Raw genomic sequence first — 15526 nt, 5'->3', positions numbered from 1 at the left:
TTTTTAGTTATGCTTAAATGTAATGTTTGGATCGACGTTTATGATATTTAAATTCAGAAGATTTAATATGTCTTTATATTATCGATATTTTGATTCGAAATAGTTTGCAAAAATTCGTAATATTCGATAAACTCTAATTATAACTTTGATATATGGGGATGAGTAGAGATGATAAGTCTAGAATTTATTAGTAAAGCGCGTCAAATAATAATGTCAAAAGAATCAACAAAAAACAGATATTGTGAAGAATTGGCTTGGCTGAATATTAGAGAGAAGAAGTGGAAGAGTGATAAAGTAAGAGTTGGAGTAATAGGTGTTACAAGCAGTGGGAAATCTACTTTGATTAATGCGATTTTAGGAGAAGAATTGCTTTCTACAGCGGTGAAACCGTCTTCTAGTCAGTTGGTAAGCTGTATTAAATCTAAAGACAGAAAAGGATTTATTACATTTAAATCTGGTGAAATAGTTACACTTGAGGGTGGATATTTAACAAAAGACAACTTAAAGAAATATACTGACGAAGACGAGAATGCTGGCAATATTAAAGAAGTTGAGGATATCCTATTGACAGTTCCTGGATTTGATATTGATGAAAGAATTGTTTTAATTGATAGTGCTGGATTAGATGCATACAAACTTGAAGCTCATGAGAAACTCTCTCTAGAAGTTCTATTACCTACGATAGATATTTGTGTATTTGTTACTACTTTAAAAACAAATAGTGACGCTAAAACTAATATGGTATTAAATACAGTTGCAAGACATAATTGTCCAATTATAATTGTCCAGAATATGCTTGATTCATTAGAAGAAAGTGCGGATGGAACAAAAACTAAACATATGATAGGGAATGAACACAAGAAAAGATTACTAAGAATTATTGATAAGTCTGATATTAAAGACAAGTCTTTGATAAAGACAATACAAATTTCAGCACTTAACGCAATGAAGAACAGAGGAATAGGAAAACATGCACCTCATTCATCTCATTATAATTCTTTCGTTAAAAAATTAAATTCATTAGTAGAAGAGCATATTCCGCACATTGAAAACCAAAGAAGTATTTCACTGTATACTAAATTTATTCAATTAATATCTGAAGAAGAAATATTCTTAGATGGATCACTTATAGTTAAAGATGAATTCATATATGAAGGTATTGATGAAAAATTGAGCTCCAGTTTTAAAGGTATTAACGAGAATTTGGAATTTCAGATGAAGAAACTATCTGTGGAATCTGTTAATAAAGAGTATAGTAAAAAAATAACAGATGAGAATGTAAATGAATTATTAGGTGAAATAAAGAAGCGCGTTAAATCCTGCGAATCTAATATACTTTCCTATATCATAAAATATAATAAAATCCTTAGTGAAGTTGCAAAATCATTAAATATACCTTTACGTGATTTAGTTAAGGTAAATGGATTCAATGAGATAAGTGAACCTCAAGTTATTACAGAAATTAAAATGATACAAAAAAAGACTGAAAAAGCTGGTGCCTTTTCGAATTTTTCAAGATGGATAGGGGATAAAATCGGTAACTCGAATTGGGGCTATAAATATGAAAATGTCCCTCGTGATGTACTAGATAAGACTAGAACTATTAATGAAATTGATGTATATGTTAGAAGAGCTCATAAAACCTATATGAATACAATTAGCAATTGGGTTTATGGGGCACAGAAAAGCATTGAGCAAATGAATATTGAAATAGAACAACAAAGAAATAGTTATAAGCTTCGGCAACAAAAGATTGTTGAAACAACTGAAGTATCATCAGTTATGAAAGCATTAAAAATTTTAATTGAGGAATTAGTTGTTGATAGTAAGAAGGATGGAACCAACTACACACTGTATGAAACAGATGATACTGAAGAAGATAAAACATTGCAAAACATTGAATTATCTAAGTATCAAAAAGGAGTAATGGAACTCTCTAGAATTTTAATGAGAAAAATTCACCAGAGTTCTCTTTCTAAAGCAGAAATCAATGTGAATGCACCTACCAAAAAAATGATTTTAGCTTGGGACATGCATTGCTTGTTAAATTTCAGCTGGAGATTTATGGGTATAAAAATAAGTGATGAGTTGATGGATAAGGTGGAAACACAAGGAGTCGTTATAAATAATTATATATATATTGCAGATCCGAGTATAAAGAAAATAAAAAAGTTAAGGAATGAGAATGAGTCATTAAGTATATATATTTTGGTTAATGCACATCAAGATGGAGCAGCTAAGAAACAAATCGATAAATTAAAGTTAAGTGAGAATATTAGCAAAGAAGACAGAGTTTTTTTTGTAATTCAGGATTTTGATAGCCTTATAGCGGCGAACGGAATAAGTGAAATGAAATACAACCTTTCAGAATATTACAAAGAATTTGTGATAGAAACTAATATGGGGATGCTATTAATTAATGATGATAATCCATTATTTAATCTTGCATATGTTCATAACCAGATAGAACCATGTCAATCACTTAATGAAGAACAGAAAGTAATTCAAATTCTTAAAGAAAGATTTAACTATTTGTTTTATGATAATGTTGCAGAAGTCATAGGTGATTTGATTAGAAGCGATTATGGAGGAGAAAAAACAATATGAAGAATGAGAAAAAATATGAAAACATTGTTTCGGTTGACAATGCCACGAAAGAAATAATGACATATATTACTGATGAGTTGAATGAAACTATTTTTGAAGGAACAAGTGAGTCCTATAAAAAGTTGGATGGGAAATTTCAAGAATTAAATCAAAAACTAGCTGAAATTCATAAATTAGCAAATGATTTAAACTCAATAGTAGATAAGGGTTATCGTGAATTTGAAGTAAAAATATTAGCTGAAATATCTGGCACTAGTAAGTCCCATGAAGAATCAGGTGTACTTATTAATAAAGGAATTAATGGATTGAATGATAAGTTTCTTTCGATTTCTAAAACTGTAAATGAAGTTAGTAATAATTTGACCGAAACCAAAAATGAAATGAGTTCCATTCAATCTAATATAAATAATATGTTTGCAGGATATACAAAAAAAATAACGGATGATTATGGAACAAAAGAAGAAAAATATACCGAATTAGTTAATAAACTTAATTCAGATATCGGTGGACATATTGAAAAAGTTTTTGATGAAGTATCACGTTTTGGTAATAATGCAAATGAAATATTATGTACAAATTCATCTGAACTATTAAAAATGAACAATATAAATGAAGAGAACAATAAAAAGCTACTTATTGAGATTGATAAGATTAGGCGTATCGCCGAATATAACAGTTTACCATTTTATAAAAAATGGTTCAGGAGGATAGAAAATGATTGAAGATCAATTACTTGAAATACTAAATAAATATGCAGGTGGAAGTGGTGATCTGATCAGACAAATGCAAACTGCTATGAAATCACCCGAAATATTAGTACCAGTCCTAGGACTACAAGGGGTTGGGAAAAGCACCTTATTGAATTCGGTACTCGGCGTAAACATTATGCCTAATGAAGCTGATGAAACAACATGTATCCCTGTAGAGGTGAGATATGGTGAAAAAGAGTCAGTAACAGTTTATAAACTTAATGGTGAATTTACAGAAATAGATAAAAATCAGATAAAAGAATATGTTGATAATAATTATAATATAGGTAATGAGAAGAGTATTTCACATATAGTTATTGCACAAAATAGTGAATTGTTAAAAAAAGGTCTAGTATTAGTCGATTTACCAGGAGTGGGTAGCTTGACTCAAAGTAATCAAAAAGTAACTCAAGATTACTTGAAAAAATTATATACTGCAATTTTTGTGATTAGAGTTAATCCACCAATTACTAGAACAGAAGCCATGTTCATTAAATATGCATGGAAAATGTTAAATAATGCTTGGTTTGTTATGAATAGATGGAATAATGAAACAGATAGAGAAGTCATTGAAGGTTTAGAAACTAATAATTTAACTTTAAAAGATATCGCTAATCAAATAAATATAGATTATGTGGAAAATATTCAGACAGTTAACGCCTATAGCGCTTTAAGGGGAATAATCCAAAACAAAACAGATGATGTTGCCAGTTCTGGAATACAAGACTTTATTGAGAAGTTGCATGGTATTGATGAACATTGGAGAATTGAAGCAGATGAACTATTCAGTAAGAGGGTTCAAAACTATATAAATTTAGCTATTAAATCTATTGAAGATAAACTTGAGAATATTAATTTATCACATATTGAGTTGGAAGAAAAATTTATCAAACATGAATTGGACTTTGAAGAAAATACAGAGAAGATAAGACGAACTATATATAAAGTAAAAAGTACATCTGAAATACATAAATCAGATTTTAAGTTGAAATTGAGAAAATGGGTTCAAGAAGCTGAGGAAAACATAAGAGGCAATGTTTTTACGGTTATAGATGGTGGGATTGTAGATGGCGCAAGTCTTACAGAAATTTTCAAAAATTACCAAGTTCAAGAATTTGAGATGGTTAACGATAATTTTTTAAATTATCTAAATGAAAAAATCGATGAGATATTAAGCGTTGTCGAAGAACTAAGTGAAGTTGTAGCAAGTGAAAACAATTGTTCTTTTGATGCATATGAATTTAACAAGAAACAATCTTTTAAATGGGAAAAGGGAATGGAAGCAGGCATTAAAATTGGTGGTAATTTAGGTGGTGTATTTGCTTCGATTGCAGTTGGTGGAAAAGTAGGTGCAATAGCAGGAACGGCGATTGGCGGACCTGCTGGAACTGTTATAGGTGCAGTTGCTGGAATTGGAACTGGATTGATTATCTCAGTATTATCTTCATTAATTGGAAGCAAAAGTAAACAACTAGTGACTGCGGATAGAGCTTCGAAAACTAAAAGAGAACTAAGACCAGTGATAGAAGAAGTATGCCAAACATTTAAAAAGCAGATAACTAAGGGTTTTGAAGAAGTCTATGCTAATATAGAAAATGGACTTAATGAGTATTATACAGATAGAATTAAAGCGCTAGCTATACTAAAAGAAAAGAATCTACGAGAACTTGAAAATGAAAAAATAAACCTCGAATCTAAAGATAATTATGAAAATGAGTTAACTTTTTTGAAAAATAAGGTGGTGAACATCCATGAATAATCGTATCTTATCAAATTTTGAAATTGTTGAGAGTTTAGTTGATGAAATTGGTGATCAGAAATTAACAGAATTGTCTAAGTTTCTAGGTAATAGAATAAAAAGTCCTGATAGTTTTATAGTTTTATTTGGAGAAACTAGTAGCGGAAAAACTACTTTGTTGAATGGCTTATTAGGAGAACATCTCCTTTATACCAGTGTCAGTCCTTCAACAGGAGCTATTGTTGAGATTTGTTTTGATGATAAAATAAATGTTCTAGAGTATTATGCAATCAATAATGATGCAAGCATAGAAAGGTTAGATAAAGAAATATTTGATGAGTTAAACAAAAATCCAGATGAGATGCTCAATCGCTTAAAAATTAATGCTCCAAAGAAATTTGCAGTGGATGGTGCATTAAGATTGTTTGATACTCCAGGATATGGTTCATTGATAGATCAACATGAAAAGGTGTTAATGAATATTCTACCTGAAAGTAATTTGTTAGTATATGTTGTTTCTTATAAGGTGGGAATACAACAAGATGATATAAATTTCTTGAAAATGGCAGCTGAAGTTATTACAGAAGGAACAAAGATAGTACTTGTTATTAATAGAGTACCAGAAGAAGCTGTAAATGGTGATATACGTTCGTCTGAAATTGAAGAGTACGTTTCTGATTTTTTGCATTACAAACCAAAGACTATACTTATATCTAATGAATTATGTGAAAATGATGAATATCCTTTACCAAAATGTAACGAACTTTGGAATTACGTAGGACATACGATTAATGCAGAAGAGAGCCAAATTGAGCTTGAAATATGTTTTACTAAGTATATTTTCGGCTTGGTAGAACATTGTGAACATGTTATTATTAAGAAAGAGATACAGGTACAGAGTAGTGAAATAGAAAAGAAAGAAATCAAGGGAATTGTTGATGAGCTTAGAAGGACTCAAGTGGAGATTCAAGAAGAGCTCATAAAACCTACGTTCAAAAAACTTATTGAGGCAATGCCAGTTAAATTAGATAATGCAAGTTTATTAGTTGGAAAAGCAATAAATAGTAAAATTGATGATTCTAGTAAACTAAATCAAGATGAAATGCTTACATATATAAACCAATATATGCTATCTAATGAAACTTCAAAAGAAATGCAAATAATAAAAAGTTATATTGAATTAACATTAAGAGACTTGGATAAGAAGATTGGTGAAAAACTGAATATTGCATTATGTAGGATTGAAAAAACAATAGAACTTAATTTTAATGATGCATTTGTTAAACTGAGTAAAAACTTGATTAAAAAAAGTGGGGGAAGAATATTAGAGGCGTCAGTTCTGAATTATTTTAAGCAGTTCGCAGGTCGAGGAGGAACGGGGATTGCAAATGGTGCAAAACATCTATTGAAAAAAGCAGGAGATATGTTTGGAAAGACTTTTTCTAGAGAGACTCATAATAATCTTGCAAAATTTTTAAGTAAAGTAGGTGCAACTTCAGCTAAAGCTGTAGGGATAGGTGTAAGTGTCATAATTGAAACACTCTTTATTATTACTGATTTACTGACATGGCAAAAGAAATTGAAGAAAGCAACAAAAAAAGGTATAAACGTATGGAAGAATGAAGTTGTTACTATTCTCACAGAAGATCTTGAAAAACTAAAAGATGAAAATATACAATTAGTAAATGATGAAATTGAAATGTGGGTGAGTAATTTTACATTTGATGAGAGTGCCGAGGATATTACAATTGTTTCTGTAGAAAAGCTAAAACAAAAACTGGAAGAAGTAAAAGTTGATATTGAATATAAAGGAGAAGATGATGAGTAAAGATTTCGAGGTTGTTGAATCAAGAAGAGGTAAGGTTGCAAATACTAGTAGCAGTGGTACGGTTAATAATAAACTTCAAGATGCATTAGCTGACAATATGGGAAATATTATTGAACTTGCTAAGGATATTACAGATATTAATCGTATGAAAGTCCAGTCTGACGCCATACTTGCAAAAATGGCTGAAGATAGAAAGATGCTTATTACAGAAGCAGAAGCATATGTGTTAAGAAAAAATGTTGATACTAAAAATACAGTGGATAAGATGAGAGTTGTACAGGATTTATTAAGAGATTTTTATACTTATAATAAAAATGGATCCTCTAATCTGACTGGTGAAGAATTTACAAAAGTTATTTCAGACATTCTTAATACGATGGAGTAATATATGACTATTTCAAATGATGTAGTGGAGATGACAAAGGATATTGTTCATCTTTGTAAAGAAAAAGAATATAATCGACTTGCAGATTTGATTCATGAGAGTTATGTAGAGCTTGTAAAAGTTGAAGCTGAAAGTAGAAGAATGAAATCTTCAATCATTATTAAAGGAATTCAGATTCTTGATTTGGAGATGTATAAATTAAAGATTGAATATGATCGCCTAAAAAGACAGTTTAACATCACTGAAATATCGGCGTTAGATTGTTATATAAAAGAAATAAAAGCATATAGAAGAAAGTTGGTTATTGAAAAAAATAATTTTAGTTAACAGGACAAGTATTCTTACCCACCATACCCCATCCGTCTCATATATTCTTAAGCCCTATACCCGCCACGTAGAAGCGATAATTCTGATGACGCGTAGTGGTTCTAGCGATAAATAGTAGAGTTTGACCACAACATATAGTGGTTTTGGTCTGAATTTTGGGCAAAAAACAGACGAAAAAATGACCTTTTTTGACCCCTAAAAAAGGGCTAAAATATAGATGACATTGGTTAAAATCGAAAAAACCGATGGTTTTGCATTAGTTTTGATAACACAAATGAATATTTAAGTAATGAATAATTATGAGGCAAAGTTTACTGGTCAATTAGAAGAGACCAATGAGCATTGCCTCTTTTTTTATGTTCAAAATCCAGAAAGAGAGGGAAAAAAGATGTCAAAGTATTTTATGAATGATTCAGAACTTCAAGAGCTAGAGCAGTTGATGATGTTGGTTCCAAATTTCTCACCAAGGGGTAGAGGAATAATTGTGGTACACGGATTTGGAAAGATAGATGCACAAGAAAAAGAAGAAGAGGTCTTGCCAACCTTACCAGAGCAATTTAGATTTGATTTAGATATTGGATGTCTGAAAAGTAATGGTAGAGGTGCATCCTATGATCGATTCATTTCAAGTTGCTTTCATGAGTGTAAGTCGCACCGGCTTCAAAGTCGTCTTGAGTATTTGATTAGAAACTGCGCAGGTGATTTTTTCATAAGCCAATCACACAGAGGGAGATTCGGTTCTGTCTGTCGCCTACAAGAGATTCCAGTTGAAAATAGAAGTTCAATCCATCTGGCCGTTTTATTTCTATTTTCTGCTGATGATAAACTCTGGTCTGCAGCTAAGGATCATGTTTATACTGATAGTTTTGATTTTAAGAAAATGAATTTAAGCGGCATCAACACTGATGGCTATGCCATCTATCAAATGGCAAAGACCATCTATACGGCAAGAGAATATATCAGAATGGATGAAATCGCTGACAAGTTTTTAATAGGTGATCAGGCATTTAAAGCAATCATTCATTCAATACTCATCGCCAAATACGGAGCGACTGAATAATATTTTAAACTTGAGCCAAGGGTACGCACTAAATGAGCCACCCCTACGCTAAGAATGAGCCACAGTGACGCAAGCAGAGCCATTAGGATAGAATGAGTATATGCACATTATTCGTGTAAATAACTCGAGGAGGTCAACTATATGACCAACCACAAAGAAATCCTAAGGCTTCATAGTCTTGGCATCAGCGGACGCGGAATTGCTGCCAGTCTTGAATGCTCAAGGAACACTGTATCTAACTCACTTCACAAGGCGCAGGAACATGATTTATCATGGCCCTTGCAAAAGGACTTATCCAATGCCGAGCTCGAAAAGCTCTACTTCCCTGAAAGGATTGCCACTTCTGATCGTAAAGCACCAGACTATGATTACATTCATAAGGAACTGGCAAAATCAGGTGTAACGCTTAGTCTTCTGTGGCATGAGTACAATGAGGAATGTCGAATTAATCGAGAAATTCCTTTCATGTACACTCAGTTTTGTAAAATGTATCGTAGCTATGCCAGTAAGACAAAAGCAACGATGAGGATACACAACAAACCCGGCGAGAAGTTGGAAGTCGATTGGGCTGGCAAAACAGCCTCTATCATCGATAATACAACTGGTGAAATCATTAAAGCGTATGTGTTTGTAGCATCATTACCATATAGCTCATATGCCTATGTAGAGGCGTTTCTATCTATGGAAATGGAAAGCTGGATTACAGCACATGTCAATGCATTTAAGTATTTTGGTGGTGTCACTAAAATACTAGTTCCTGACAACCTTAAGACAGGTGTTGATAGCATTTCGTGGTATACACCAATCATTAATAAGACCTACCACGAGATGGCTGAACATTATGAAACAGTTGTCATTCCCGCCAGAGTCAGAAAACCAAAAGATAAGCCTACTGCTGAAGGTACTGTTGGCGTTATTTCTACCTGGATTATTGCTGCTATTAGAAAACAACAGTTCTTTACCTTGTATGAACTTAACACAGTCATCAAAGATAAACTTGAAGAGTTCAATCAAAAGCCTTTTCAAAAGAAAGAGGGCTGCAGAAGAAGTGTCTTTGACTCTGAAGAGAAACATACACTTATACCTTTACCTGCAACCCAGTACGAGCTGTCTACCTGGAAAATAGCAACTGTACAGTTTAATTATCACATAAGTGTAGATAAAATGCATTACTCTGTTCCCTATGAATATATCAAAAATAAAGTAGATGTTCGAGTTACAAAAAACATTATTGAAGTCTTTTACAAAACCCATCGCATCGCTTCACATATAAGGTTACATGGTCGTCCGGGACAGTATCATACCCTGCCAGAACATATGCCCGAAAATCATAAGCAATACAATGAATGGAATGCTGATCGGTTTATTTCTTGGGCTAAAGACATTGGACCAAATACTGAAGTTGTGATTAAAGCGATATTATCATCAAGGCGTCTTGAGCAGCAAACCTATAGAGCGTGCATGGCGCTACTAAAATCAGCTGACAAATACTCGGTGATACGGTTAGAAGCTGCCTGTGCAAAAGCATTAACCTATACACCCAAGCCTAATTACAAAAGTGTTCAGACGATCCTTAAAACAGGTGCTGACAAAATCGTCGAAGAACCATTTATCCCTTCCAGCGACGAATCCTCTGATTATGGATTCACTAGAGGTGCTGACTACTATGGGAGGGATAACTAATGCTTAATAATTCAACCATCAACAAGTTAAATGAAATGCGTCTTAATGCTATGGCGGACAACTATACAAATCAACTTCATGATACATCTTATGATCATCTCTCCTTCGAAGAAAGATTTGGTATGATTGTTGATTTAGAGTGGTCGAGAAGAAAGAACAATAAACTAGCAAGACTTATGAAAAAGGCTGGATTTAGATTCCACAATGCCTGTATTGAGGATGTCCAGTACCATGAAGACAGAAAACTTGACCGTGGACAGATTATAAGATTAGGGTCGTGCAATTACATAGCAGATCACCACAACATTATTATCATGGGTGCTTCTGGAAACGGTAAATCCTATTTGAGCTGTGCCTTTGGTATAGCCGCCTGTCGAAACTACTATACCGTAAGATATGTAAGGTTACCTGAACTTCTTGACGAACTCACTGTAGCTCGTGGAGAGGGTATCTTTCAAAAGGTGCTTAATCAATACAAAAAAGTTAATCTTCTAATTCTAGACGAATGGTTACTTGTACCTCTTAGAGGTAATGAGGCAAGAGATTTACTAGAACTAATTGAATCACGTCACCAAATAAATTCGACAATCTTTTGTTCACAATTCTCACCTGGTGGATGGCACGAGAAGATTGGTGAAGGCACCCTAGCAGACGCAATACTTGATCGTATCGTACATGACTCCTATAAAATATTCATTGATGGTAAAACTTCAATGAGGGAACGATATGGAATAAAAGAATAAATACATGAGCTGCCGCTCAAAAGAGCGGTGGCTCTGCCACTAACAGACTGGCTCATTCTGAGCGTGAGGGTGGCTCAGTCAACTGCGTACACTATGCTCTCTCAGAGCGAAATATTCAGCGACAGCGCTCCAAGTAAAGTTCACTTAAGCCACCTTCTACAAAATCAAAATGTAGGATGTGGTTTTTTTATTGTCACAAAATGAAATGGAGGGATACGAAATGTACATTACAATTAAGAAATCAAACAACATCGATGAGAAATCTATAGAAGCTTGGTTTCCCGTTGCAGAAGAAAAGTTTAGTAAAATCTGCGAGGAGCTTGGAATAATTGTTTCAACAAATGCCCATTGTTATAGTGTCATCAGTGATTTTAGCAATCTGAATGCGGTGGGAAGGGATGTATATCTCAATGAGGTCGGTGCTGCGACTACAAAAGAACTTGAAGCAATCGATGGAAGAGCCGTGGTTGATGAACTTATGAAATTCAGTCCAATGAAAGTTGTAACACCTTATGGAGTCCTTTATCAAAATAGAAATCAACCTGAACAGGTTTATGATGGCAGGCACTTTCCTTGTTATTACTGGCAAAGTGAAATAGCTACATTATGTTTTGAAGCTCATGGAGATCAGGAGTTCATTTACATGCCGTGCCCTTCTAGCTCTATTGAAAAGGCGTTGATTCGATTAGAAGTTAAGGACATCGAAGAATGTAAACTTTCCTTTGAAAGCGATATGTTACCTAATAGGTTGATTGAGTTCATTAGCAATGATGAATCGATGGCGGCCAAGGTAAACAGGCTAAATGATTTTTCAAAGCGCTTTAAAGAGATGGGTGGTCATGAATCTCAATATTTTGAAAAGTTAATGGCGTACATCAGACCAAGAAACCTGTATGAAATAAACGCTTTACTAGATCATATGCATGAATTTCAATTGTTTGATGGTATTAGAAGTGCAGAAGAGTATGGGCGATTTATGATATGTGACTCCGGCCATTTTGAATACGATGAAAATCTTGAAGATTACATTGATTTTAAAAGGTATGGCGAGCAAAGAATGAATAATGAATGTGGCGCTATGACCCATAACGGTTACATTACTTTTTATGGTTCGAGTATGAAACTGCAGGATGTTCTACTAGAGAATCTCGGTATGACAATTCAAAACACTGACAGAGTTCATCAAATGAAGCTCTATATGCCTCTGATAGCCGTCACTTATGATGTTGAAAATGACTATGGCTACATGGAAAAATCATATGATTCTGAAGAAATCTCTTCGCATGAGCTCACTAAATACGAAGAGGAAATCCTAAAAGCAATTGAAAAACGCAGATTGCCAGGCGAGGAACAAAGGGGGATGATGAAATACTATAGCGAACGTGACAGCTTGAACGCAAAGGTTTCAAAATATGAGTTCACAGTTGAAGAAGTAGGCGGTGAACTGATGGGGGTTGCAGTTTTTACACTTAATGATGACTTAACGGAAAAAGAACTGGATCTCATCAAGAGTGAGGTAACTGGTCAAGCATCTGAGCTATTGGCAACCGTTAATTCTAAGAATACCGGTGATGAGCTTGGTATGGAGATTAGAAGGCTGCGTGATGAGAAGCAGGCCCTTCAAAATGAGCAGGCATCCCGACAGGATCTGAGAACACGACTCGATGAGATGATGCGTTTCCTTAACGATCTGCCTTGCGAGTTGACTGAATATGAAGAAGATTATGTAAGGACTCTCTTGGAAAAGATAACGGTTTATGATGACTATTTCATTGTGGAATTTAAGTCTGGAATTGAAATCCAAATTGACGAGTAATCGATACAACACTATAACGAAGTGGCTGATGAGATATACCGCTTGCGTGAACTGAGGCAAAATGCATTGGTTGAAAACGCAGTCATGTCAACTCGCAGAATATGATGATCTATTGGTGAGACGGCTTATTGAGAAGTTAACAGTCTTAGATGATAATGACTGTTGAGTTCAGGCCCAGCGCTGAAATTGATGTAGAAATATAATGCATATAACTAACCGCCAATAGATGAGAATTATCCTTTATCTGGCGGTGTTTTAATCGTTAAAACCCTCATCAAGTATAAATAGACAATATATTGCTCGTTCACTTGAATAACTGTTCAAGTATCTATTGACATCTTATTATTGTGGTAGTAAAATAAAACATATGAATAACTGTTCAAGTATACAATTGAAATATTGGAGGTGGTAATGTGGCAAGGAAAATTCAACCAGCTGAAAGATGCGACTGTGATGTTATACATGAGGATACTGTTAATCAAGTTCGAGAAAAAATGCCTCAAGAAGAAAACCTATATGATCTTGCGGAGCTATTTAAGGTCTTTGGGGATTCAACAAGAATTAAAATACTCTGGGCGTTAGATGAAGCAGAGATGTGCGTTTGCGATATTGCATTCTTATTAAATATGACCCAATCAGCAATTTCACATCAGCTAAGAGTCTTAAAGCAGGCTGAACTAGTAAAGAGCAGAAGAGAAGGAAAGATTGTATTCTACTCCCTTGAAGATGAACACGTAAAGCAAATATTTGACCAGGGATTAATTCATATTTTAGAAGAAAGAAAGTAAAGGAGGGCCAGTAATGTTAAAGAAGGAAGTAATTTTAGAAGGTTTAGATTGTGCAAATTGTGCAGCTAAAATTGAAGATGAGGTTAATAAATTAAATGGAGTCAAAGCCTATATGAACTTCATGAACAAGACATTGACTTTAGAAACTGAATCAGAGCAAGAGTATAAGAATACACTACAGCAAGTTGAAACCATAGTGCACAAGCACGAACCGGATGTGGTAGTGAAAGAAAAATCCGTTAACAAGAGCAATAAAAAAGTATTAATACTTGAAGGACTTGACTGCGCGAATTGTGCTGCAAAGATTGAAGCTCAAACACAAAGCCTCGAAGGAGTAAATAGTGCGACCGTTGATTTTGTATCTAAGAAGCTGACAATTGAAGCGGTCGATAAAAAGGAATTTGGTAAAATTCTTGGAGAAGTAACATCCATTGTTAGTAAACTTGAGCCGGATGTTAAAATAGTTGATGCAGAGAAGAAAAAGGTGAACAAAAGCATAGTAATGCTTGAAGGACTTGGATGCGCGAATTGTGCAGCTAAAATGGAAAAAGAAATAAGCGGTTTAGAAGGAGTGGAGTTTGCTGCAGTAGATTTTGTTTCGAAGAAACTAACAATGGAAATAAGTCCGAAAGTAAACCGCACTGAATTAAATGAGAAGATTGAAGGCATTGTAAAAAAAATCGAACCGGATGTAAAGATTGTTTTTGAGAAAGATACATCTAAGGCCAACATAAAAGAAAATAATGAAGAGGAAGAAGAAGGTGTCAACAAAAAAGAAATCATAAGACTTGTGGTCGGTGGAGCAATATTTGCCGTGGGAATCATCTTTAATTTCCAAAATTGGCTTGAGCTTACCTTATTTATTATTAGTTATATTATAGTTGGTGGAGAGGTTGTCTTAAGAGCAATAAAAGGTATTGCCCGTGGACAGGTATTCAGTGAGCATTTTCTAATGAGTATTGCTACCATTGGTGCTTTCTTCGTTGGAGAGTATCCAGAAGGTGTAGCAGTTATGCTGTTCTATCTGGTAGGTGAATTGTTTCAGGATATAGCTGTAGGTCACTCCAGAAAATCAATAAGTGCTTTGATGGATATACGTCCTGACTATGCAAATCTTAAAGTTGGCAATGAGATCAGGAAAGTATCTCCTGAAGAGGTAAACATAGGTGACATCATTATTGTTAAGCCAGGAGAAAAAGTTCCCCTCGATGGCAAGGTTATAGAAGGAAACTCAATGGTTGACACTGCAGCGTTAACAGGGGAATCTGTTCCTCGTGAACTCGAGCCAGGAAACGATGCATTGAGCGGATTCATTAATAAAAATGGCGTTTTGACAATAGAGGTAACAAAGGATTTTGGTGATTCAACTGTATCTAAAATTTTGGATCTGGTTCAGAATGCCAGCAGTAAGAAAGCTCCTACAGAAAAATTTATAACAAAATTTGCGCGTTCCTATACTCCGATTGTAGTTTTTGGAGCATTAGCCTTAGCAATCATACCTCCATTGGTGATCCCCGGTGCAACTTTCTCTACATGGATATATCGAGCCTTAGTGTTCTTAGTTATATCTTGTCCATGTGCGTTAGTAATTTCAATACCATTGGGCTTCTTCGGAGGGATTGGTGGAGCATCGAAGAGAGGTATATTAGTAAAAGGCAGTAACTATCTTGAAGCGTTGAACAATGTGGAAACAGTTGTTTTCGATAAGACGGGAACGCTAACAAAGGGTGTATTTGAAGTTGTGAATATCAACTCTCAAATTGATTTTACAAATGAGGAATTGATTGAATATGCAGCATTTG

General features: G+C 34.2%; 12 protein-coding genes and 1 pseudogene (1 of these 13 running past the window's edge). All 13 read left to right on the top strand.

Translation table 11 applies throughout. The annotated features are described in order from the left end of the window. Positions 1-210: 210 nt before the first annotated feature. Positions 211-2607, top strand: a complete 2397-nt coding sequence (locus tag PATL70BA_RS06385) for a dynamin family protein (protein WP_172596135.1) — start codon at positions 211-213, stop codon at positions 2605-2607. Then, the gene (locus tag PATL70BA_RS06380; RefSeq protein WP_125136592.1) at positions 2604-3329 is read left to right on the top strand and encodes a hypothetical protein; all 726 of its coding nucleotides are present in this window, start codon (positions 2604-2606) and stop codon (positions 3327-3329) included. The genes PATL70BA_RS06385 and PATL70BA_RS06380 overlap by 4 nt, the downstream gene beginning before the upstream one ends. Beyond that, positions 3322-5115, top strand: a complete 1794-nt coding sequence (locus PATL70BA_RS06375) for a dynamin family protein (protein WP_125136591.1) — start codon at positions 3322-3324, stop codon at positions 5113-5115. The genes PATL70BA_RS06380 and PATL70BA_RS06375 overlap by 8 nt, the downstream gene beginning before the upstream one ends. Further along, the gene (locus PATL70BA_RS06370; protein WP_125136590.1) at positions 5108-6922 is read left to right on the top strand and encodes a dynamin family protein; all 1815 of its coding nucleotides are present in this window, start codon (positions 5108-5110) and stop codon (positions 6920-6922) included. The genes PATL70BA_RS06375 and PATL70BA_RS06370 overlap by 8 nt, the downstream gene beginning before the upstream one ends. Next, on the top strand, positions 6912-7307 hold the full coding sequence (locus tag PATL70BA_RS06365) for a hypothetical protein (RefSeq protein WP_125136589.1): 396 nt from the start codon (positions 6912-6914) through the stop codon (positions 7305-7307). Before PATL70BA_RS06370 ends, PATL70BA_RS06365 begins: the two co-directional genes overlap by 11 nt. A gap of 3 nt (positions 7308-7310) precedes the next feature. After that, the gene (locus tag PATL70BA_RS06360; protein WP_125136588.1) at positions 7311-7634 is read left to right on the top strand and encodes a hypothetical protein; all 324 of its coding nucleotides are present in this window, start codon (positions 7311-7313) and stop codon (positions 7632-7634) included. Between the two features lie 289 nt (positions 7635-7923). After that, positions 7924-8694 (top strand): hypothetical protein, encoded by a 771-nt coding sequence (locus PATL70BA_RS06355; protein WP_172596134.1) that lies wholly within the window; start codon positions 7924-7926, stop codon positions 8692-8694. 141 nt (positions 8695-8835) lie between these two features. Then, positions 8836-10377 carry an IS21 family transposase gene (gene istA / locus PATL70BA_RS06350; protein WP_125136586.1) on the top strand — a complete coding sequence of 514 codons (1542 nt, stop codon included), beginning with the start codon at positions 8836-8838 and terminating at the stop codon, positions 10375-10377. Next, positions 10377-11120, top strand: a complete 744-nt coding sequence (gene istB / locus PATL70BA_RS06345) for an IS21-like element helper ATPase IstB (RefSeq protein WP_125136585.1) — start codon at positions 10377-10379, stop codon at positions 11118-11120. Before istA ends, istB begins: the two co-directional genes overlap by 1 nt. A 220-nt stretch (positions 11121-11340) precedes the next feature. After that, positions 11341-12936 (top strand): antirestriction protein ArdA, encoded by a 1596-nt coding sequence (locus tag PATL70BA_RS06340; protein ID WP_172596133.1) that lies wholly within the window; start codon positions 11341-11343, stop codon positions 12934-12936. Positions 12937-13349: 413 nt separating this feature from the next. Next, positions 13350-13724, top strand: a complete 375-nt coding sequence (locus PATL70BA_RS06330) for an ArsR/SmtB family transcription factor (RefSeq protein WP_125136583.1) — start codon at positions 13350-13352, stop codon at positions 13722-13724. Between the two features lie 13 nt (positions 13725-13737). Continuing rightward, positions 13738-14103 (top strand): annotated as a pseudogene (locus PATL70BA_RS17210) (cation transporter); the annotation flags it as partial. A gap of 123 nt (positions 14104-14226) precedes the next feature. Continuing rightward, positions 14227-15526: the 5' portion of a heavy metal translocating P-type ATPase gene (locus PATL70BA_RS06325; protein WP_456299497.1), read on the top strand. It continues 809 nt past the right edge of the window; 1300 of the gene's 2109 nt are visible here — the first part of the coding sequence; its start codon is at positions 14227-14229; the stop codon falls past the right edge of the window.

Source organism: Petrocella atlantisensis (assembly GCF_900538275.1).
Classification (GTDB): domain Bacteria; phylum Bacillota; class Clostridia; order Lachnospirales; family Vallitaleaceae; genus Petrocella; species Petrocella atlantisensis.
The sequence above is the reverse complement of the archived record's forward strand: the minus strand, read 5'-3'. Positions and strand labels throughout refer to the sequence as shown.

Excerpts from the sequence above, each read along its gene's own strand:
- PATL70BA_RS06385 (WP_172596135.1), top strand. The coding sequence starts at position 211 with ATGTCAAAAGAATCAACAAAAAACAGATATTGTGAAGAATTGGCTTGG.
- PATL70BA_RS06380 (WP_125136592.1), top strand. The coding sequence starts at position 2,604 with ATGAAGAATGAGAAAAAATATGAAAACATTGTTTCGGTTGACAATGCC.
- PATL70BA_RS06375 (WP_125136591.1), top strand. The coding sequence starts at position 3,322 with ATGATTGAAGATCAATTACTTGAAATACTAAATAAATATGCAGGTGGA.
- PATL70BA_RS06370 (WP_125136590.1), top strand. The coding sequence starts at position 5,108 with ATGAATAATCGTATCTTATCAAATTTTGAAATTGTTGAGAGTTTAGTT.
- PATL70BA_RS06365 (WP_125136589.1), top strand. The coding sequence starts at position 6,912 with ATGATGAGTAAAGATTTCGAGGTTGTTGAATCAAGAAGAGGTAAGGTT.
- PATL70BA_RS06360 (WP_125136588.1), top strand. The coding sequence starts at position 7,311 with ATGACTATTTCAAATGATGTAGTGGAGATGACAAAGGATATTGTTCAT.
- PATL70BA_RS06355 (WP_172596134.1), top strand. The coding sequence starts at position 7,924 with ATGAATAATTATGAGGCAAAGTTTACTGGTCAATTAGAAGAGACCAAT.
- istA (WP_125136586.1), top strand. The coding sequence starts at position 8,836 with ATGACCAACCACAAAGAAATCCTAAGGCTTCATAGTCTTGGCATCAGC.
- istB (WP_125136585.1), top strand. The coding sequence starts at position 10,377 with ATGCTTAATAATTCAACCATCAACAAGTTAAATGAAATGCGTCTTAAT.
- PATL70BA_RS06340 (WP_172596133.1), top strand. The coding sequence starts at position 11,341 with ATGTACATTACAATTAAGAAATCAAACAACATCGATGAGAAATCTATA.